A 21,360-nucleotide genomic window follows, 5' to 3' on the forward strand; every position below is an offset into this window, starting at 1 on the left:
CTAGCCGTCCCCTTTCAGGACGTAGCCGGCGCCGCGTACCGTCTGGATCAGCCGCTTCTCTCCTTGCTCTTCGAGCTTCTGGCGAAGCATGGCGACGTATACCTCAAGCACGTTGGATTCTCCGCTGTAATCGTAACCCCAGATTCGTTCCATGATCTGATCCCGCGACAGCACGCGTTTCGGATTCTGCATGAACAGATGCAAGAGGTCGAATTCCTTCGCGGTCAGCTCGATCCGGCGTTCGCCCCGAATCGTCTCCCGCCCGTCCACGTCCAGCAGCAAGTCCTCGAACCGGAATTGCGTTGAATCTTCCGCCTTCTCCGGCCTTCTCCGAAGCAGCGCGCGTACCCGCGCCATTAACTCTTCCAGCGCGAACGGTTTCACCAAATAATCGTCCGCGCCGAGGTCCAGGCCCTTCACGCGATCCTGCACCTCGTCCTTCGCCGTAAGCAGCAACACGGGCGACGAGATGCCCGCCTCTCTTAACCGGCGACACACTTCCCAGCCGTCCATCTTCGGCATCATGACGTCCAGAATGATCAAATCGGCATGACGGCTCCCGAGCAGCTTAAGCCCGTCTCCGCCGTCTTGCGCCGTGGATACGTCATAACCTTCGAACGCCAGGCTTCTGCGCAAGAGCGAAGTGATCTTGTCGTCGTCGTCGATAACAGCAATATGAGGTCTTGCCATGGACCGTCCTCCCCTATCGTGCGAAGAGCGGGACAACCGCATCCGGTATCCCGCTCCACATGGCTTCCTGCAGCTTAATGTTGCGTTTCGAATTCGTTCCGGTCGCCGATCGTCACGGCGATGTCAAGCTTCTTGTCGCCGCGGATGAGGTGCAGCGTCACCTTGTCGCCTACCGTTTTCGTCTTGATGGCTTCGATAAGCGCAGCCGACGTGTCATAGCTCTTATCATCCATTCCCGTAATCACGTCGTACTGTCTTAAATCCGCCTTGTAAGCCGGCGTATTGAACAGAACTTCGCGGACGAAGGAGCCCTTCGTCTTGGCGTCGATGCCCAGTCTCTCCGCGATTTGCGGAGTCACGTCTTGAAGCGTCGCGCCGATGAACGGCACCGGCTTCTGCGGAATCTTCGTGTTGCTCTTCAGATTCTCGAGAACGTCCTTGATCGTGCTGGTCGGTATGGCGAATCCGATGCCTTGCGCTTGGGAGCTGACCGCCGTATTGATCCCGATGACTTCGCCCAGCAGATTGATCAGAGGACCGCCGGAGTTGCCCGGGTTGATCGAAGCGTCCGTCTGCAGCAGATGCTTATAGTTGCGCGTTCCGTTCGAGTCCGGAATGCTGATCTCGCGTTCGTTGGAGCTCAGCACGCCGACCGTCACCGTATGGTCGAAGCCGTACGGGTTGCCGATGGCGACGACCCAGTCGCCCATATTCATGCTGCCGGAATCGCCGAGCTTAAGCGTCGGGAAGTCGCTGCCTTTGATTTTCAACACCGCCAGATCCAGCTCGTAGCTCGAACCCAGCAATTCTGCCGTGAACGGTTGCTCATATCCGTCGACGATGACTTTAATTTTGGCCGCATCCGCGATCACGTGTTGATTCGTCAGAATGTAACCCGTCGAATCGAAGATAAACCCCGATCCCATGCCGCTTTGCTGCAGGGAGCCGTCTTCGCCGCCGTTGTCTTGGCCGTAATCGTCGCCGAAGAATTGGCGGAAGAAGTCGTCCTGCCATAAGTTGCCCGCGCTGCTGCGCGAATTGGCGTAAGTCTCGATCTGAACGACGGCAGGAGATGATTGCTCGAAAATTTTGGCGATATTGTTCGGCCTTACGACGTCGGAAGCGTTGCTTACCGGATTGCTGGCCGCCTTTACGTCCGCTTCCGTCGCCGCTTTCGTGGTTCCTCCGAATATATCGTCGGAGAACCAGTTGTACCGGTCCGCGGAGTACATTAGCGCTCCGACGGCAAGCACGCCGACCAGGAACGCGGCGAAGGCGGAACGCAGCGACGTTCTGCGAGGCGGCTTGGAACCGAACTGGCTTCTCTCGACGCCTCCCGATACGGTGAACGGGCGATATTCCCGGGTTACGGAACCCGGCACGACGATGTCGTGCGGTTGATCGGAATTCGGCGCCTCGCTTATCGAGGGCTTGGCCTGGTTAGCCCCGAACGGACCGAATGTATAAGGTTCGGATTCTCTGCGCACGCTTGCGTACGGATCGTCGCGTTTCGTCTGATCTTGCGCTTCGTTATCGTCTTCCGGTTTTTTGAAAAATTCATCCATCGCGATTGCCTCCTTGCGCCGTATAATGTGGCGACTTCCTGTGTTCATGTTCCTATCTTAATCGCGAAACCTTAAAACTATCTTAAACGGAAATGAGAAGGAAGTAAAAGCACAGGTGAATTCTCGAGTAGGACGACGCAAAAAAACGGCACCGCGTGCCGTCTCATGCCGGGAATATCGCTTCTACTTGCCGCAGCTTCGACTTCGCTTCGTCGATCCAGCGGGCTTCGATGCTCGCATCCTTGTCTACCGGGTCCTGGAACTGATCGATTAACGCTCCGAGTATTCTTGGCTGCGCCTCTTTATCCGACCCTTCGTTATACAAGTGCTTAAGGACGTAGGGTTCTCCGAACTTTATTTTGGCATCGATCTCTTGCGATTCGCTGTCCAAATTGCCGTTCGTGACGTTGAACGGCAGCCGCAGCCACACTTGGTGCTTGTCGTCGAGCGCGCAGTCGAACGACCCGTGATCGTAGTCCCAGTTGCCGCCCAACGCGAAGCCATGCTCCGACAAATCGTTTTTGACGATTACGAATTCTTGTTCCTGCGACGTAAGCGAGGAGGGAATGGAATGCATACCGAATGGAACCCCCTTTGGTTTAGTATAAGCCTATCCCGCTTGCAGGGGTTTTATCCTTCCTTGACCCAACCGTTGCGATGGGCGAATATCGCAAGCTGCGTCCGATCCTCCAACTCGCACTTCATCAGCAGGTTGCTCACGTGCGTCTTGACCGTCTTAATGCTGATGTGGAGCTCGTCGCCGATTTCTTTGTTGGAGCGACCTTCCGCGATAAGGAGCAACACTTCGCGCTCGCGCTCGGTCAAACCTTCGGTTTCCTGGCTGGCCGACCGTTTCCGAAGACCCCGCGTCAACGCTTGGGATACGTCTCCGCTCATGACCGGCATGTTGCGGATCGCGCCTTGCATCGCGTAGATGAGCTCGTCGGCGGACACCGTTTTCAGCACATAACTGACCGCCCCCGCCTCGATCGCGGCCACGACCTTCTCGTCTTCCAGGAAGCTTGTCAGAATAATAATTCGAAGCTCGGGAAATTTGCCGAGCAGCGCTTTGGTCGTCTCTACCCCATCCATCTGCGGCATCATGAGATCCATCAGCACCAATTGGGGCATTCGGCCTTCATATCCGCCATTCGACAACGTCTCGAGCGCCATCAAACCGCTGCTCGCTTCCCCGATCACCTCGAAGCGCGGATCCAGCATCAGGTACGTGCGCAAGCCCGTTCTGACCATCTCATGATCGTCTACGATCAACACTTTCCATGGAGAAGTTGCCTTGTCCGTCATTCTCTCATCTCCTCATCTATGTATCTACCTGTCTTCATTCTCCGTTCCGAAGATAGGGAACCACACTTTGACCTTCGTGCCTGCACCGGGCTTGCTCATAATTTCCGCTTCGCCGCCCAATTTCTGCGCGCGTTCTCTCATCGTCGACAAGCCGTAGGCTTCCGTCCTCACTTGCTCGCTCCGGAAACCGGAACCGTCGTCCTCGATATTCAAGACGACTTGACTGTCCGTCTCCCCCAAGTACAAGCGAACGCTTGTCGCTTCCGCATGCTTCACCACGTTGCCCATCGCCTCTTGAACGATAAGAAACAGCTGATGCTCCATCGCCTCGGGCAGTCGGCTGCGAAGCTGCATATCGAGCGTTCCCTGAAGCCCGTTCTGGCGGCAATAGTCCGGGAACCAGCGATCCATCGCCTCGCATAAAGTCCGGCCTTGCAGCTCCATCGGCCGCAATTGCGCGATCAGTCCGCGCATCTGGCGCTGGGCGGTAGAGGACATCGCAATGAGCTGCTCCATCACTTTGTTCGCGTGCTCCGGGTTAAGTTCCAGCAGCTTCGGCAGTGAAGAAGCGGACATGTGGAGCGCGAATAGCTGCTGGCTGACCGAATCGTGCAGATCGCGAGCAAGGCGGCGCCGCTCTTCGAGGACGGCCGCTTCCAGACTCGTGGCCTCCTCCAATATATCCCGCTCTCCAAGCTGCTGCAGCATCTTCAGCCGCGCTTCCAACGAACCCATCAGCCGATTGAAATCGCGATGAACTTCCGAAAACGCGTCATGCTCCACCTCCGGCAGCCTGGCGTTCAAATTGCCCGCCGCCGCGTGTTTCATCGCGAGCTGCAACTGATCCAGCTTGCGCTGAGTCGTCTGGCCGAACCGGTACGAGATGCCGACTTGCACGAGAAGCAAACCGACCGTCCAGCTTAACCACAGCTCCGCTCTAGGAGGCGGTTCTTTGCCGAACATGTCCCACGAATAATAGAGCGCCAGCATGAGAACGAGGGTCGCCGTACCCGCGTAGATCGGCGCCCTCCATTTGCTGTATCGAATAATCGCCCTCATCGTCTCAACCTACCTTCATGATGCGAACGTCGCCGATGAAGCTGCTGACGACGAGGACGACCCGTTGTTCCGCGTCTTGATAGCTCGGCGTCGCCACCGACATATGGTTGAAGAACCCCCCGCGCTTCTGATCGAGCACCTTGACGTCTCCGATCAAACAGCTGGACATCACCTGTATGCCGATCCTCAAGTCGTTCGGCACGTATACTTTAACATCGCCTATAAAGGAAGAAATTTGGATTCTCGTCTCTCCGATCGGCACCTGCGCCTTCGTGAGATCGAGCGTCGTGTCGCCGATAAAATGCGAAATGTTCATCGGCGTCAGCTCCCAGTAATCGTTGCCGAAATAGATGTCGCCGATAAAGCGAGAATGAGTGCCGCGCGAATGCCACTCCTGCCAGTCGTGCTCGTGCTTATGCTGGGAGTAATGACGATGATGGCCATTGCGGCCGCGAATGCTCTCTTTCCATTCCCGTTTCGTTTGCTTCCACTCTTGCTTCCATTCGTGTTTCGCTTCTTTCATTTGATCCTTCCATTGCCGGATCGCGTCTCCCGCGCTGCCGGACGCGTTCCAATCGGGGGGTGGCGGTGGCGCTTCGGCGCGACCGAACGGTTCGCCGTCCGCGGGCGGCGCAGGAGGCGGTCCCGGAGGTGTCGGCGGAACCGGCGGCACGGGAGGAGCAGGCGGTTCCGGCGGCGTAATCGGGTTCCATTGTTCGCCGTTAGCGTTCGTCCGTTCCGATCTGCGGCTTCCTTTGAAGATCATCGATATACCGATCAGAATAATAACGACCGGCCAGAGCAGTTGCATGAGATCGCTGATGTCCCAGTCGAACCATTCGAGATTCCGTCCGAGGAATACAACCCCGATCAAGACGACCAGCGGATTCCACCAGAATACGCCTCCCGTCTGCAGCAACATGCCTTGCAAGCCGAACAGAATGACGAATACCGGCCAGAACGTCGAGAAAAACTCGCCGATGCTCATCGTGATGACGCCTAGATGATTGAGCAAAAACACGACGCCGACAGCGATGACGACAAACCCCCATAGAAATCTATGCATGAAAGATGAATGCATGCGAAACCCTCCGTAACCATGCTGACTACTGATTTTACCTTGTACTCAGTATAGCTCAGCGGCCTGCTTGCAGGATAGCGGCGAGGGGAGTAAATGTACCTCGGTCTGCAGACGGAGAATGAAATGTGATATTTCGCTAGATGACCACTCTTTATGTTAGGTAACTTTACACAAATGATTGACACCTACAGCCTCCACTTATATAATGAGTGCGGATTTCTTGAACTCATGTTAGATTTCATCTTAAGCGGAGGCATACCATTCATGGATATTAGCGAATTATCGAAAGGCCTGGATACGATCTGGGTGATCTTAACCGCCGCGATGATCTTGCTCATGGAAGGCGGATTCGCGCTGCTGGAAGCCGGGTTCGTCCGCCAGAAGAACGCTGCCAGCATCATTATGAAGGTGTTCGTGGATATCGCGTTCGGCGCTCTCGTTTTCTTCGCGTTCGGCTTTGCTCTCATGTACGGCAAGGATGCCGGAGGCTTGATCGGAACGACGGGCTTCTTCATCAAAGGCGACTTATCCCACTTAAGCTTCAACATCTCTAACGATACCTATTGGTTCTTCCAATGCGCTTTCGTTATCGCCGCGATCTCCATCGTCTCCGGCGCGGTGGCGGAACGCATCCATTTCCGCGCTTATATTCTTTACACGATCCTGATGACCGGATTGATCTACCCGATCTCCGGTCATTGGATATGGTCGTCGAACGGCTGGCTCGCCAAGCTTGGAATGATCGATTTCGCGGGCTCCGCGGCGATTCACGCGCTAGGCGGCTTCGCCGCGCTCGCCGCCGCGATCTTCATCGGGCCGAGAATCGGGAAATTCGGCGCGGACGGATCGACGAACATCGTCCCGCCGTCCAATCTGCCTTTAGCATCCGTGGGAGCTTTCATCCTCTGGTTCGGCTGGTTCGGCTTCAACTCGGGGAGCACGCTGAGCGCTACGAACGGAAGCATCGGCCATATCGCGGTTACGACGATGCTCGCTTCCGCCGCCGGATGCGCCGCATGCATCTTATTCACGAATCTGCGTTACCAGAAAGCCGATCCTCCGATGACCATCAACGGCGCGTTAGCCGGATTGGTAGGCATTACGGCCGGATGCGCGTACGTCTCCAGCGCAGCCGCGATACTGATCGGCGCCGTCTCCGGGATCGCGATGGTGCTGGCCAGCGAATGGCTGGAGCGGCGCCGCGTCGACGACCCCGTCGGAGCTTTCGCCGTACACGGCGTAAGCGGAAGCATCGGCACGCTTGCCGTCGGACTGTTCACGCTCCCGAATACGGCCTCCCACGCAGGCCTGTTCTATGGAGGGGGCTGGAATCTGCTGGGCATACAAGCATTGGGGTTGCTCGTCGTCGCGATATGGGGCTTCGCATTGACTTGGGGCGGCTTAAAGCTCATCCAGCTATTCAAGCCGGTTCGCGTCACGACCGACGAAGAGCTTGTCGGCTTGGACGTCGGTATCCATGGCGTTCCCGCGTACAGCCAAGAGCCCGGTTTCCTTAACGTAGATCAACTTCGTTCACAGTCCTGACGCAGACGAAGGGGCCGTCTCACAAGTGATCGAAAAATCGCTTCTAGAGACAGTTCCCCTAAGGAACTGACTCAAAAAGGTACGCTGCGTTGGCCTGGTTGGCAAACGATCAGTACGAAAAAGAGGATGTCCCTCGCGTCGAATCGAGCTTGGGACATCCTCTTTCGTTTATTCCTGGGCAGGCATCTCAGCCGGAATGGAGCCGCTCAGCATCGCCTCGTACCTCGCGACCTCCGCGCGAAGCTCCCGCACTTTCTCCATCGGCTTTTTTACGTAATGAATATACTCGACCGCAAGATGGTGATCCGGTTTCCTCCCCGCGATCATGCGGCGGAGCGGAGACATCGAACGATACGATTGCTCCTCCATCCTGATACGCCGTTCGTATCGTTCGACCATCTGCTCGATTTCGGCGATCGCCTGCTCTCGCTTGGCGATAAGCGCTTCTAACAACGAATGCACGTCGGCCGTTCTATGCGCTGCCGGCACGCGCGCCCATTCGGCCGCCAAAGGATTGATCACGTTCGTTCCCCCTCTTTACGATACCGTAATGTCGATGCCAATTACGCCGAATGCCGAACCGTCGGACCGCTGCAACGGCATGGACACAGTCAAGCATGGTCGCTTGGTGATCGCGGAAATGTACACTTCGGAGACGAATGCCTCTCCTGCAATAGCTCGCTTCCACCATTCGCGCCCTCGGGCGTTCAATAAACCAGCCTCAGGCTCGGAGTATACGAAGGAACCGTCCGCCCGATTGGACCAAATGGCCTCCATGTCAGGAGAACGCTTCAACCAATCGCCCAGCACTTCGCGATGGGTTTCTTCGTCCAAGCCCGCGAGCGCCGGATCGGAGGCGACCGTTCTCAGCAACTCGATCCACTTGGCCGTGTCGGCGGACATTGCGCCTTCCCACACGCGCCCGCCCGTCTGCTGGACGGAGGCGATCAGCTCTTCGGCGGAAGCTTTCAACTCCTCGGACACGCGGCCCAAGTTGTTGATTTCGAATCTTTGCTTTATATTCTGAGCCAGCGTTTCTTCTACGCTGCCCATCGTCTTGCCCAGAGATTCCACGACGTCCTCGAGCATTCCGCTCGCTACGTTCGTGCGCTCTGCCTGCTCGGCGGCGAATTCGCTGGTGCGGCCCACATGTTCGTCGACTTTAAGAAATTGGTTGAAGATGATGTCCATGCGTTCCCGCGTCTTGTTCATCTCCTCGAGTCCCATGGAAACCGACTTCTTCTCCAGTTCGACGGAGCTGACGACTTCGCGTATGCCCGATTCGATGTTGTTCACGATGCCGGTAGACCGCTTGACGGCTTGGCCGCTCTGCTCCGCCAGCTTGCGGATTTCGCCCGCCACGATCGAGAACCCGCGGCCGTGCTCGCCCGCATGCGCCGCCTCGATCGCCGCATTCAGCGCAAGCAGCGACGTCTGCGCGACGATCTCTTGAATGAGCGCGTTAATTTCGCCGATTTTGGACGCTTGTTCGATCAACGCGCGAACCCGTCCTTCCATCGTTCCATGATTGGTGGACAGATCGTTCATCACTTCGTCCGTGTGGGTAAGCGACCGGCACACTTCGATGACGACTTCTCTCGTCTCCTTGCTTTGCCGGCTCATGAGCTCGGTCACGCTCCGAATTTCCTGGGAAGCGGCCGACACCTCCTGCAAGGAGGAGAACGCATCTCCTAGCCGGGCCATCGCCGTCTTGCTATTGTCCCGCAGCAAGTCCTCTTGCTGCGCCGACCGATCGGCGATCGCGCTGAGCTGCCCCATGCTCGAATCGACCTCGGATACGGCAGCTTGCAGCCTGTCGGAGATCACGACAGCCTCCCCGATCATCCGGCGCAGCGCTCCATCCTCCTCCGATTCGGATGTCCCGTCTCTTGTACTGCTTATAACCGAATCCTCAACCCGCGATGCCTGACCACGTTCGACCAAAGCTTGTTCCCTTTTGCCCATCCAACGACGCCACTTTGTCATCTCTCTCCACTCCCAGGCACCCTATTCGTTACTCCTCCACATAGGCGTGTAACTTTTTCTAACATTATATAATGGGTTTTAACAAAAAGAAAGAGGATCCTAACGGATCCTCTTCATCATTTTAAGCGATTTAAGTAAAAACCTGACGCATTCGCGTCACTTAACGGTGTAAAACTTAACGATTCGCGTTCTTGGCGTTCATATTGTTCGATGTTTTGCTTACCGCGTTATCTGCGGCAAACTCCGTATCTTGGCTCGCTTGCTTTTGTTTGTTTTTCTTGGCCACGTTGACCTTCACCTCCATGACATAGCATGGACAGCGAAGTTTCGGTTTATGTATGGGGCTTGCCGTCATCTTTGTCGAGCGCGTTCAGCTTGGCTTTGCTTCTATGGATTTGAGCTTTAACCGTGCCGACGGGCAATTGAAGCGCAGCCGCGATCTCCGCATCCTTCAAGCCGTAATAAAACTTGTATAAGAGCAGTGTCCTCTCCTTCGGATCCAGCCGGCCGAGCAAATCCGACAATTCCATCATCAACTCCGGACTGGAAGCGGATGCATACGCATCGTAAATCTGTTCGTATTGATCGCCCGACACTTCGAATCGACGCGCCCGATTGGCGTTGGAGGCCAGATTGGCGGCGATCGCTTTCGCCCAAGGAATGATTTTGTTCTGCTCCCTAAGCGTCGACCTTTTCTCTAAAATACGCACCCAAGCTTCTTGAACCACGTCGCCGGCATCGCCCTTATGCCACAATTTATGACGTACGACGCGAAGCATCTGATTGTAAAGCTCGCCCAATAGCTCATCTTCCGATTGGAACGGGCTAGGGACATCTGGTTCACGGAGGAAGCTCATCGATCTTGTCACTCCTAAACTGATGCATATTATTAACAAGAGTAATTCTAACATAGAAGCGATCAAAAGAGAATATATTCCAAATAATAGGAAAACATCGACAGCAACAGCTATAGCACTACTATAGCTCTAAATCGCCAATAAAAAAAGCCCATTACGTATTGGTCAAGACCCCATTTAGCGGACAATGAAAAACACCTAAGCAACAAACTGGCGTCGGTACTCAACCGGCGTCATTTTTTTAAGTCTTCTTTGCGGTCGAGAATGGTTATAAAACGCAATATAAGTTTCGATTCGCCTTTGTGCCTCTTCAACGCTTCGTATATCATAGAGGTAGAGCCCTTCCGTTTTGAGATGCGAGAAGAAGCTCTCCATTGAGGCGTTGTCATGACAATTGCCTCGGCGTGACATGCTGATTTGGGCGCCAACCTTTGGCAGCATGTCGTGGTATGCATAGGACGTGTACTGGAATCCTTGATCGCTGTGAACGATCAATCCAGACATGTCCTTTTGCTTTTCAAAGGCCTTCTCGAATGTCCGCAAGACGAGTTGGTTGTCGTTACGTAAGTCCATATGATGAGCGACGATTTCATTATTGAATAAATCTTTAACGACCGATAAATATAGCCAGGTATCCGCCACTCGAACCTGAGTGACATCTGTGACCCATTTTCGATTTGGCATGTTGGCTTGAAAGTCTCGCTTTAACAGATTCTCCACGACGCGCCCACCGACTGTTGACGCGTAGTTACAGCGGTGCTTACGCCGGATTTTAGAACGTATCCCGAGCTCCTGCATTAGACGTAGAACTTTCTTATGGTTAACCCATATTCCCTGTTCTTGAAAAAGGAAAAGCTGAAGCTGCCTATACCCGTATTTACCGTCATACTTCGTATATAAGGCCTGGATTCTTGCTTTGAGATCCTTATCTCGACTAGCCCCCTTACGCGCTAAATAGGCGTAGTAACCACTGCGCGAAACCTTAAATGCTTTGCAAAGCTCACTTACCGCATACCACTCTGACGCCTGCTCAATGGCCCTGTACTTTCGACGCACACCTCCCGCATCCAGATTTCCAAACACTTTTTTAGCATTTCATTTTCCCGTATCAAGCTTTGTAAGTGTCGATCTTGGTTGATGTATTCTGTTTTTCGGCCACGCCGATCCAATAACCCGAACTGCCCCAAGTTCCGATACTTCCGCATCCATTTTTTCATGCGATCTTGATCTGCAATCCCCAAATGTTCATTGATCTGACGATAAGTCCAACCTTCCTCAACATGGAGGCGAATTGCCTCTACTTTAACCTCATGCGTGTATCGCTTGAACTTCTGCCCCTTAACAGCCATAAAAAATGCACCCCCTAGAATTCATCGGATAAACCAGGGGTTTTTCCAATGTCCATTCTAAGGGGTGCACTCTATATCCGTAACGGGCTTTTTCACATTAATCCACTCGTTTGCTTGCGATTTCCCCGGCGATGCGCGCCACGAACTCCGAAACCGGCTGCGTGCCGAGATCTCCTTCGCCTCGACGGCGCACGGAAACCGTGCCGTTAGCGGCTTCGTTCTCGCCGATGACGAGCATGTAAGGAATTTTCTCAAGCTGGGCTTCGCGAATTTTGTAGCCGAGTTTCTCGTTGCGCAGATCCATATCGACGCGAACGCCCGCAAGCTGAAGCTTCTCCGCGACTTCGCGAACATAAGCTTCGTAAGCAGGGTTAACCGGAATCAGCTTCGCTTGTACCGGAGACAACCAGAGCGGCAGCGCTCCCGCGAAGTTCTCGAGCAGGAATGCCGTCATGCGCTCCATCGTGCTGATGATGCCGCGGTGAATAACGACCGGGCGATGCTTCTTGCCGTCGTCGCCCACGTATTCGAGCTGGAACCGTTCCGGCAACAGCACGTCAAGCTGCGCGGTAGACAGCGTTTCTTCCTTGCCGAGCGCCGTCTTGATTTGCACGTCGAGCTTCGGACCGTAGAACGCCGCTTCCCCTTCGGCTTCGAAGAACGGCAAGCCTAGCTCTTCCACGACTTCGCGAAGCATGCGCTGGGAGTTCTCCCACATCTCGTCGTCCGGCCAGTACTTCTCGGTATCCTTCGGATCGCGGTAAGACAGGCGGAAGCGATATTCTTTGATGCCGAAGTCTTCGTATACTTTCTGGATCAGCGTCACGACGCGCTTGAATTCTTCTTTGATCTGGTCGACGCGGCAGAAAATGTGCGCGTCGTTCAGCGTCATCGCGCGAACGCGGTGCAGACCCGTTAACGCGCCGGACATCTCGTAACGATGCATCGTGCCCAGTTCCGCAACGCGTACCGGCAAGTCGCGGTAGCTGCGCATCTCGCTCTTGTACACCATCATGTGGTGCGGGCAGTTCATCGGCCGCAGCACCAATTCCTCGTTGTCAAGCTCCATCGGCGGGAACATGTCTTCCTTGTAATGCTCCCAGTGGCCGGATATTTTATATAGCTCGACGTTCGCCAGCACCGGCGTGTAGACGTGCGTGTAACCGAGCTTCTCTTCCATATCGACGATGTAGCGTTCCAGCGTCTGCCGAACTTTCGCGCCGTATGGCAGCCACAGCGGCAAGCCTTGTCCAACCTCGCGGGAGAACGTGAACATCTTCAGCTCGCGGCCAAGCTTGCGGTGATCCCGCTTCTTCGCTTCCTCGAGGAAATGCAGGTGCTCGTCGAGCTGCGCCTTCTTGGTGAAAGCCGTCGCGTAAATCCGCTGCAGCATCTTGTTCTTGCTGTCCCCGCGCCAGTATGCGCCTGCCACGCTAAGCAACTTGAACGACTTGATCTTGCCCGTGGACGGAAGATGCGGGCCGCGGCACAGATCGAAAAACTCGCCCTGATCGTAGATCGTAATCGCGACGCCTTCCGGCAAGTCCCGAATCAATTCCAGCTTCAGCGGGTCCCCGACTTCCTCGTAGATGCGCAGCGCCTCTTCGCGGCTCACCTCCCGGCGAACGATCGGCAGATCTTCCTTAACGATCTTCTCCATTTCTTTCTCGATCTTCTCGAGATCGTCCGGCGTGACGGATTGCTCCATGTCGATGTCGTAATAGAAGCCGTCCTCGATGACCGGTCCGATGCCCAGCTTCACTTGGTTGCCGCCGTATAGACGCTTGATCGCTTGCGCCATCAAATGCGCGGCGCTGTGGCGCATGACCTCAAGCCCGTCTTGGCTGTCCAACGTGAGAATCTCTAGCGATACGTCTTCCGTGATCGGCGTTCTCAGATCGACGACTTTGCCGTTCAGCTTGCCCGCGACCGCGTTCTTCTTCAGCCCGGAGCTGATCGATCCGGCAACGTCTTCCACCGTCACGCCGCTATCGAAGGAGCGTACCGCTCCGTCCGGAAATTTGACTAGTACTTGCATTTGAACCGCCATTGTTGACGCCTCCTTGAATGATTGGGCAATAAAAAAACACCTCGTCCCGAAAGGGACGGGTGCTCTGCTCGCGGCCCGTGGTTCCACCCTCCTTCAATCGGCGATAATGCCCGATTCTCAGGCATGAATAACGGTCATGACCCGGCATGGAATAGTATCTGCGACCGAGAAGTCGCCGAATTCCTCCATGCAGCTCGAAAGGGGTCGACGCAAGCCGGTTCGGAAGGAACTTACAGCCAAGGTTCCTCTCTCTGAGCCGTCCATGGACAAGCATCGGTGTCTTTCTCATCGCTGTTGAATGTGGATTGATATCGCACATTATACGCCGTCCGTACCCCGTCAGTCAAGCGGCGGACCCGTTCCCGGCTAATGCGTCGGTAGGTCGGGGCATAGCGCCGCCCGATTGCCGAAAATCCCGATTATGGTGCGAATAACCTGCGATTCCGGCTCCGGCGTATGAATGAACAATTGGCGGGGAGATACGGCGAGAAGCCGGCTGACGACTCTGCTCTCCTCCTCTAACTCCTCCTTCTGCCCGAGCTCCGGAGACTGGGAATCGAGCGGGCGCATATGCTCGTCTAGAAGACGGAACGCATTGCCCCCGCCATGAAGGACGTGGACGGCCGATGTGCGGATTTCCTGCCATTCCGCCATCGTTCGAAGCAATGACATGAATTCCTGATATTGCCGTTCCATAAGCCGTTCCTCGACGGCCGTATCCGCCGCCTCCAGCACTTCCGCCCGATATTCGGTTAACCTGAACCTAAGGAAACCTTGCAGATTGAGCCGCTGGTTGTCGGCAAGATAAGCCGCGAACCGCGCCGCAAGCTTGCCGATTCTGCGCTCCCTCCCCCTGCCCGCCCACGAGCCTTCGATTTCGGGTTCCCCGTCCAGCATGGACACGGACTCGGCGATCAAAGCGTCGATCTCGACAGGCTCCTTCAACGCGTAACGTACCTGGAAAATGCCTCGCAACAACGACGGTTCATGCTCCGCAAGCGTATATTCAGCGAGAATGCGTCCGACTTTATTGCAGATGCGTTGCTTTTCCGCGGAAGCCGAACCGAGCGGAAATTGGCACTGTATGATGCCGTCGTCGAGCGATAGCTCCCATTCGACGCAGTCGACAGCGGGTTCGTGCGAGCTGATCAGCGATCGATTCAGCATGCCCGCGAGCCGTTCCAGGGAAGGCTGATCTTGCCGGCCGTACGCGATATGTCCGACTTTTTTCATCCCCTGTCCCCTCCTCCAAGGATGGACAACAACTTGGTTGCCGCCACCTGCTTGTTACTAACTATATGGTGGCCCAAAAAGGGATATACGATGGGACATCGGCTATGGTATATTTTATGAAGTCGTTGAAGAGGAAAGGAAGCCTGTTATGTCATTTCCGTCACTGGAATTTAACCAGAAACGGTGGAATCGGCTGCTGTTGAATTGTTACTGGGCCATCTTCGTTCTGTCCATCCTCATTGAGGTTCTATTTCTGCAAATATCCGACCTTCCCAAGGACGAGTTCATCCAGATGTACATTCTTAGGCCCACGATCCTGCTTGCGATCGTCGGTTTACTGGCGGAAGGCGGCATTCGATGGTTGCCCAAGCACCATGATTACGTGCTCATCTCTTCGGTTGCGCTATTCTCGATCATCAATACGAGCATTCATGTATCCTTGGGATATCTCCTGTTTTTCCTTTTCCTGCCGATCATGGTCAGCATTTTTTATTTTCAACTGAAAAAAATGTTATACGCGGTCGTCTGCACGGTAATCGCAAGCGTCATCCTTTTCGCGAACGGTACTTCCCTTAGAGCGTTGGATTGGGTTACGATTGCTTTCACCATGACATTGTTTACCGGCATCGCGCTAGGCATTCTCGTCCGCGGGCGAGAAGTGCTGATGCATTTGCGGTCGTCCTACGAATCGAACCAGGAGTTGCTCGTCCGGACAATACTGATGGACAAGCTGGCCAAGACGGATGCTCTAACCGAGACGTTCAACCATATGGCTTACCACGAATTCATGGATCATTACGTCGTGCAAGCGGACAATGGCCGGATGAAGCTCCATGTCGCGGTGCTCGATATCGACAACTTCAAGAAAGTCAACGATACTTACGGACATAAAGCGGGGGACGCCGTACTGAAGAAGGTGTCGTCCATTATCCGTTCGAAAGTCGGAAGCAACGATATCGTGGCCCGGTACGGCGGAGAAGAGTTCGCGATTATTTTCGCCGAGAAGCCGTTCCAAGAAGTGTTCGATACCGTCGAAGACATTCGCGACTCCGTCGAATCCACGTCGCATGAAGCGATCCAATGGCAAGCGGTCACGATCAGCATCGGTCTTCACACGTATGCCCCTGGCATGGGCAAAGACGCGCTGTTCGTCGGAGCGGACACCGCGCTGTACGAAGCGAAGCGCTCGGGCAAAAACCGTACCGTCATCGCGGCAGCCGCACCGGCTACCTTGTAATCTATGCCTTTACAACGATATCCCCGTCGCTCAGGAGAGACGAGTACCTCTACTCCTGAGCGACGGGGATATCGTTATAATGCGGATATTTTACCTATTGCTGCGTATGGCCGGCATTCGGGTCCGGCGGGGTAACGTCGTTCGCGTCGTTCGCGTTATTGCCTGTCGTACCCGCGGCCGGAGGGGTATTGACAGCCGGTTTGCGTGGCGTGCCCTCAAGGCCGTACTTCGCATCGTAGGCATCGAAGATTTTGCGGGCGATCGGGGCTGCCCCCCAGCCGCCGAAACCGCCTTCCGGCACGATGACGGCAACGGCCAGCTTCGGTTTATCCGCTGGCGCATAACCGATGAACACGGCGTTCTCGAGTTTCAAGTTTTTTCCGACGTCTTGCTGGGACGTACCTGTTTTCCGATTAAACGTGTACGGCACGCCTTCGAATCCTTTGACGTCGACCTTCGACATGCCCTTCTCGATGGTTTCCCAAAATTCCTCCGGTAAATCGACCGTATTCAGCACATCCGGCTGAAACGGTTGCGTGACGTTGCCGTCGACGTCTTTGATCTCGTTCACGAACTGCGGCTTCATGCGCTTGCCGTGGTTCGCCAGCATCGCCGCATACTGCGCGAGCTGAAGCGCGGTGTAACGCCCTTGCTGTCCCCAAGAAGAACGAACCATCGCGGATTGATTGCTCGCTTCTTTAGCCTCGTGGAAGTAGTCGATAACCCCTGCGGATTCGTTAGGAAGATCGCTGCCGGTCGTTACGCCGAGACCGAACTGCTTCATGTAATCGTCCCAGACGTCGACGCTTTCTTTACCATACTTCGAAAGCAGCCTGCTCCCGACCATCGCCGACATGAACGCGTTGGACGATTTCTCGATCGCTTGCGATGCATTGATCGGACCATTGGCTTTATTCTGGGAGTTCCATATTTTTACTTCGTGCCCTTTGCTTCCAAATTCATAATAACCGATATCGTTGTACCTCTCCGTAGGCGTGAAGAGCTTCTCGTTCAAACCGATCAGGATAGATAGCGGCTTTTGCGTCGAACCGAGATAAACGATAGACGACGGATGGTTGGCCCGCTCCTTATCGTCCGCAATAGCTGCCGGAGACGTGCGAATGGTACCGTTGTATTGGAACAACTTGATGGCATCGAGGTCCTTCTGGCTGATACCGCCTTGCCAGACGCTCGGATCGTAGTCCGGCATGCTGGCCATCGCGACCACTTTGCCCGTATCGACTTCCATGGCGACGGCATATCCGGTAGTCGCGTTTTTCCCTTTTGCTTCCCATTTGTCCGTGGACATGCGGATTCTTTCGATATGCTCAGTAATCGCGCGCTGCGTCTCGAGCTGAATATCCCTGTTGATCGTCAGGAACAAGTTCTCGCCTTTAATCGGCTTGGTGAGCTTCATCGGTCCGATAATCTCGCTGTCCTTGTTGACCGGATACTCCTTGACCCCGTTATAACCGCGAAGCTCGTCTTGGTACATTAATTCCAGGCCGTCGAATCCAACCTCTTCGGAATCCAAGTAACGGAGCTTCGGATCCGGATTCACTTCTTTAATATCCTTGTATTTATCGAGAACCGTCGCGCCGCTTAGCTTCTTCATGTACCCGACGAGTTGTACGGCGATCTTATCGGGGTTATATTGCCTGATGCTCTCTTCGACGACGTCGATGCCTTTGAATTCATCCTTATGCTCCGCGAAATAAGCGATTTCTTCCTTCGTGAGGCCGGATTTAAGCCGGCGAGGCATATAGGAGTAATAAACTTTGCCCTTCAGGTCCATGTCCTCGAATACTTCGTCGACGGTCAGGGGCTTCTTCGTTTTATCGCCATACTTGTTGAACACGTCTACGATTCTAATCGCCAGAGCTCGCCCTTCTTCTTCGCCCGTCTTCGTATCGAACGTATAATACAAAGACTGCGTCGAGGTGGAATAGGCGATCGGGACGCCTTCGCTATCGTAGATGTTGCCTCTGATCGGCGGAACGGGAACCGCGCGGTTGCCCAGCGCGTGCTCCTTCTCCTTGAGCGTAGGACCTTCAACGAACTGAAGATAGGCGAGCCGAACGATCAACATGGAAAACACGAAAAACGTAAAAAAGAAAAATACGTTCAACCGAAAGCTGAAATGCCGCCGGTTTCTGATCTCGCGCTTCTGCGCTTCTTCCGTCGAATTGCTGGTCAACTCGTTCACCTCGATGCCATTAAAATATAGCTATGATAACGTCTGTTCGATGTGCGTATCGGCAAAGCCGGCGACATCGAACCAGTTGCCCGCCTGAGCCCACGTGGCGTCCAGCGGTATCCAACGATGCTGTTCTTCGATATACGCTTCGTTCCAGGCATGCGGTCCGTAACCGCCTCTTCCGTCATATCCGAGACCCGTAACGACTCTGGCTTGCAGTCCAACGGACCTCGCCATCGCCGCGTACAACCTCGCATAGTCGATGCAAACCCCCATGCGGGTATCGAACGTTGTCCCGGGGTCTTGCTCTCGCCACTCTCCGCGATCGATATAAGCGTCTGCTTTGTCGTAATCGTAGGAGATGCGGCTGCCTACCCAATCATAGAGCGCCTTTGCCTTCTGCTCGTCGCCCGTCATTCCTTCGGTCACCGATGCTGCCGCTGCCGTGATATCCTTCGGAAGGTTCGCGTCGATTACGTCGTATCTGCGCTGCCATAACTGCCCAAGCTCATCATTGAAGGCTTGCGCCAGCACCGGGAGCCCGTCGCCCAGAATCGTCCCCGCCGCAGGCTCGATCACTTGCGCCGCCACCTCGCGGTACAGCCCTGATTGCTCGATGTAGTCCGCAACTTGCGCGCGCGGGAATATCGCGCAGTAGGCGAACAGAACCGCGGTGAACAGCAATACGCGCCCCGTACCAAGCAGCGCGCCGATGATCCCGCCGATCAGACGTCCCAGAGAGCCTTTGGCGGGAAAAACAGAGAGGGGCGGAACGGCGACGGAAGCTAGCGCGCCGGCGATCACTCCCGCAAGCAACCGGCAGATGAGGTAGATCAGAAAGAAGAGAACGGAGAACCGCAGCAGAGGCAAATCGCGCAGGCTTGCCCATACGGTATGCCAAACCAGGGCCAAAGCCTTATGATCCGTCCCCTGCTGCGTCTCGCTATGTTTCGCTAGCCATGCTTGCAGACGCGGAGATAGCGCGGATGCGAGCAGCGCCGACGCCGCGATCGCCGCAACGGTCATGACAGCGCTCAGCAAGAAAGCCAGCAGATGCTTGGCAGAACCCGAAGCGCCTCTCCGAACGCCGTGCAGCAAGGAAATCGCCACGATCAAGAGCATGATCCATGTCACGACGTTCGCGCCCGGTATTCCCCAGCCGTTACCGTTCATTGCGCGTTATTGCGCCGCTTGGCGTGCCTGAACGACGAATTCGCGGACTTGGCCTTCCATATCCCAGGTGCCCAGCGATACTCCGCGCAGCTTGACGGACACTTTGCCCGAGTTCGGTACTCCGTTAAGCTCCAAATTCGTGGTCGTGATCGAATAAGAGCCGTCGGCGTTGTCCACGTATTTCGCTTCCGTGGCTTCTCCCGCCATCGCCTTGATGGCCTGATCCTTCAGCTCGTTCGTGACTTTATCGCCGACTTCCGAAACTTTGCTGCCGACTTCTTTCAGGTCCTCTATGCTATATCCGCCGTATACCGCGAAACCGATGACGATCGCGGCGACGAACACCCACTTCACGACCGTCTTTACGGCTTTCACGACGATGACGATCGCGAGAAGCGCGACGGCGACGACGATCCAATGATCTTGTATAAACTGACTCCAAGCTTCGCTATCGAAACTCATCGTATCTCCTCCATTTAGAGAGATCTCATTATTAGCATTCCTCCTATTATACCTTACCGGGCGACGCCGCGTAAACGACGGTCATAACTGCCAGCCTCCTCACGTACTAGTAGGATAAGCCGCGGTTGCGGACAAGAGTACGTTCCTAAGGTTAAGGAGGCTTCAAGATGAAAACCGCGATTTGGCTGTACTTGTTTCTGTTCGTCGCTTTCTTCGACCTGCATGCCCAATATCCGATGCTTACGCCGTTCGCCGTGTCGCTCGGCGCGGCTCCGTCCTTCATCGGTCTTGTGATGGGGATGTATTCCCTGACTCACTTGCCCGGCAATCTGATTGCCGGATACGGCGTCGACCGGTTCGGCAGCCGGTTTTTTATTATGGCCAGCCTCTCCGGCGCCGGGTTGCTCTTGCTGTTCCAGTCTCGAGTGACGGATCCTTGGGATCTGCTTTATATACGATCGATTAGCGGATTCGTTCTCGCGTTCCTGTCCCCCGCCTGCATGTCGCTGCTTGCCCGATTAGCCAAGGACCATATCCAGCAAGGCAAGCTGATGGCCGGCAACGGCCTCGTCCATACGATCGCCTCCGTCGTCTCCCCGGCCGCCGGCGCATGGCTTGCAGCGACGATCGGATTTAACCGATCGTTCGCCATACTCGGCTGGGTGCTGCTCATGACCGGGATCGGCTCCGTCTGGTTCATCCGCGAGCCTGCTAACTCGAGCTCGGCGGAGAAACCGGACGAAGCGCCTGTTATGCCGGTTACTCCGGCGCTTGCGCATTCGCATGCCCATGACCGGCCGCCGATGCCGGATACGGAAGAAGACGGGCAGGCCGCCCCGCGCAAGTTCCCTTGGTCCGTGTTCGTCCTTCCAGTAGGCATGGCGTTCGCGCAAGGCATACTGGCGTTCGAGCTTCCGCTCAGAGGGACGACGAGCGCCGAGATCATGACGACCGGCCTGCTATTCTCCGTCGTCAGTCTAGGCGCTCTCGCGACGCTGGGGCTGTTGTTCCTAAACCGCTACCTGCCTTATAACCGCACGGTGTCGGGCGTCTTGCTGCTCGCCCTCGCGTATTACGGACTTGCCGCGGGCTGGCCGGTGCCGCTTCTGCTCTTGCTGTTCGTCATCGGGATGTCCAAGGGAATCATCTTTCCCGCGATGACATCGCTCATGCTGCAGCTAAGCGGTCCTTCGCGATACGGGAGAACGTTCTCTACGTTGTCCATCGCGTTGTCGATCGGCTCGTTCCTCGGCCCGGTCGCCGCCGGCGCGTCGCGGCAATTTTTCTCTCCTTATTTTCTATCTTTCCTCGGACTGATGACCGCGCTCATTATTCTTTTCCCGAGGCCGATCTTCCGCATGAATTGGACTTCTCCACCTAGATACTCGCACACGTCGAGTTCTAGATAGCGGCATATGCTGAATGAAGCCTACGCTTTATCCCGAATCCTGTCGCGGGGCTACATCTCAGCTTGCCGAAGAGGGGTGAACGCGCATGTCCACTGTTATCGGTGCCAACACCACGATCGTTCTCGTCCTGTTCATTCTTCTCGTCATCGTCCTTAGAGCAGG

19 protein-coding genes are annotated in these 21,360 nt (G+C 55.3%); 3 read left to right on the plus strand and 16 right to left on the minus strand.

All coding sequences use genetic code 11. The annotated features are described in order from the left end of the window. The 6 genes from COHPA_RS0107470 to liaF all read right to left on the minus strand — a co-directional run bounded on the left by COHPA_RS0107470 (position 1) and on the right by liaF (position 5,700). Entirely contained in the window at positions 1 to 690 is a 690-nt protein-coding gene (locus tag COHPA_RS0107470) for a response regulator transcription factor (RefSeq protein ID WP_027085572.1), read from the minus strand. A 74-nt stretch (positions 691 to 764) separates the two neighbouring features. Then, positions 765 to 2,255: a S1C family serine protease gene (locus COHPA_RS0107475; RefSeq protein ID WP_027085573.1), complete on the minus strand. Its 1,491-nt coding sequence runs from the start codon at positions 2,253 to 2,255 to the stop codon at positions 765 to 767. 163 nt (positions 2,256 to 2,418) lie between these two features. Beyond that, a complete protein-coding gene (locus tag COHPA_RS0107480) occupies positions 2,419 to 2,832 on the minus strand; it encodes a YugN family protein (RefSeq protein WP_027085574.1) in 414 nt (137 codons plus the stop codon). 53 nt (positions 2,833 to 2,885) lie between these two features. Further along, on the minus strand, positions 2,886 to 3,560 hold the full coding sequence (locus COHPA_RS0107485; protein ID WP_027085575.1) for a response regulator: 675 nt from the start codon (positions 3,558 to 3,560) through the stop codon (positions 2,886 to 2,888). Between the two features lie 24 nt (positions 3,561 to 3,584). Further along, positions 3,585 to 4,619, minus strand: coding sequence for a HAMP domain-containing sensor histidine kinase (locus COHPA_RS0107490; RefSeq protein WP_027085576.1), 1,035 nt, complete (start codon positions 4,617 to 4,619; stop codon positions 3,585 to 3,587). Positions 4,620 to 4,623: 4 nt separating this feature from the next. After that, positions 4,624 to 5,700: a cell wall-active antibiotics response protein LiaF gene (gene liaF / locus COHPA_RS25945; RefSeq protein WP_027085577.1), complete on the minus strand. Its 1,077-nt coding sequence runs from the start codon at positions 5,698 to 5,700 to the stop codon at positions 4,624 to 4,626. Between the two features lie 264 nt (positions 5,701 to 5,964). Here liaF and COHPA_RS0107500 point away from each other — a divergent pair, with 264 nt between their 5' ends. Then, the gene (locus COHPA_RS0107500; RefSeq protein WP_027085578.1) at positions 5,965 to 7,245 is read left to right on the plus strand and encodes an ammonium transporter; all 1,281 of its coding nucleotides are present in this window, start codon (positions 5,965 to 5,967) and stop codon (positions 7,243 to 7,245) included. Between the two features lie 168 nt (positions 7,246 to 7,413). Here the strand turns inward: COHPA_RS0107500 and COHPA_RS0107505 are convergent, their stop codons facing one another. The 7 genes from COHPA_RS0107505 to ytxC all read right to left on the minus strand — a co-directional run bounded on the left by COHPA_RS0107505 (position 7,414) and on the right by ytxC (position 14,720). After that, positions 7,414 to 7,767, minus strand: a complete 354-nt coding sequence (locus COHPA_RS0107505; RefSeq protein WP_027085579.1) for a hypothetical protein — start codon at positions 7,765 to 7,767, stop codon at positions 7,414 to 7,416. 15 nt (positions 7,768 to 7,782) lie between these two features. Further along, positions 7,783 to 9,231, minus strand: a complete 1,449-nt coding sequence (locus tag COHPA_RS0107510; RefSeq protein ID WP_245590291.1) for a methyl-accepting chemotaxis protein — start codon at positions 9,229 to 9,231, stop codon at positions 7,783 to 7,785. A gap of 332 nt (positions 9,232 to 9,563) precedes the next feature. Beyond that, positions 9,564 to 10,088 (minus strand): RNA polymerase sigma factor, encoded by a 525-nt coding sequence (locus COHPA_RS0107520; protein ID WP_027085581.1) that lies wholly within the window; start codon positions 10,086 to 10,088, stop codon positions 9,564 to 9,566. A gap of 198 nt (positions 10,089 to 10,286) precedes the next feature. Next, a complete protein-coding gene (locus COHPA_RS0107525) occupies positions 10,287 to 11,171 on the minus strand; it encodes an IS3 family transposase (RefSeq protein ID WP_084760463.1) in 885 nt (294 codons plus the stop codon). Then, the gene (locus COHPA_RS0107530; protein WP_027085583.1) at positions 11,093 to 11,437 is read right to left on the minus strand and encodes a helix-turn-helix domain-containing protein; all 345 of its coding nucleotides are present in this window, start codon (positions 11,435 to 11,437) and stop codon (positions 11,093 to 11,095) included. Before COHPA_RS0107530 ends, COHPA_RS0107525 begins: the two co-directional genes overlap by 79 nt. Positions 11,438 to 11,534: 97 nt before the next feature. Further along, complete coding sequence (gene thrS / locus COHPA_RS0107535) at positions 11,535 to 13,475, minus strand: threonine--tRNA ligase (RefSeq protein ID WP_035120302.1); 1,941 nt, start codon at positions 13,473 to 13,475, stop codon at positions 11,535 to 11,537. Between the two features lie 378 nt (positions 13,476 to 13,853). Then, positions 13,854 to 14,720: a putative sporulation protein YtxC gene (gene ytxC, locus COHPA_RS24280; protein ID WP_027085585.1), complete on the minus strand. Its 867-nt coding sequence runs from the start codon at positions 14,718 to 14,720 to the stop codon at positions 13,854 to 13,856. 148 nt (positions 14,721 to 14,868) lie between these two features. Between ytxC and COHPA_RS0107545 the strand changes: the two genes are divergently transcribed. Then, complete coding sequence (locus COHPA_RS0107545; protein ID WP_027085586.1) at positions 14,869 to 15,957, plus strand: GGDEF domain-containing protein; 1,089 nt, start codon at positions 14,869 to 14,871, stop codon at positions 15,955 to 15,957. Positions 15,958 to 16,051: 94 nt separating this feature from the next. Here the strand turns inward: COHPA_RS0107545 and COHPA_RS0107550 are convergent, their stop codons facing one another. The 3 genes from COHPA_RS0107550 to COHPA_RS0107560 are packed head-to-tail and all read right to left on the minus strand — an operon-like array spanning position 16,052 to position 19,789. Then, on the minus strand, positions 16,052 to 18,154 hold the full coding sequence (locus COHPA_RS0107550) for a peptidoglycan D,D-transpeptidase FtsI family protein (RefSeq protein ID WP_027085587.1): 2,103 nt from the start codon (positions 18,152 to 18,154) through the stop codon (positions 16,052 to 16,054). Between the two features lie 30 nt (positions 18,155 to 18,184). Further along, a complete protein-coding gene (locus tag COHPA_RS0107555; RefSeq protein ID WP_027085588.1) occupies positions 18,185 to 19,327 on the minus strand; it encodes a transglutaminase domain-containing protein in 1,143 nt (380 codons plus the stop codon). 6 nt (positions 19,328 to 19,333) lie between these two features. Further along, positions 19,334 to 19,789: a hypothetical protein gene (locus tag COHPA_RS0107560; protein WP_027085589.1), complete on the minus strand. Its 456-nt coding sequence runs from the start codon at positions 19,787 to 19,789 to the stop codon at positions 19,334 to 19,336. A 167-nt stretch (positions 19,790 to 19,956) separates the two neighbouring features. Between COHPA_RS0107560 and COHPA_RS0107565 the strand changes: the two genes are divergently transcribed. Then, complete coding sequence (locus COHPA_RS0107565) at positions 19,957 to 21,198, plus strand: MFS transporter (RefSeq protein WP_027085590.1); 1,242 nt, start codon at positions 19,957 to 19,959, stop codon at positions 21,196 to 21,198. Positions 21,199 to 21,360 lie beyond the last annotated feature (162 nt).

This window comes from Cohnella panacarvi Gsoil 349 (assembly GCF_000515335.1).
Taxonomy (GTDB): Bacteria; Bacillota; Bacilli; order Paenibacillales; family Paenibacillaceae; genus Cohnella; species Cohnella panacarvi.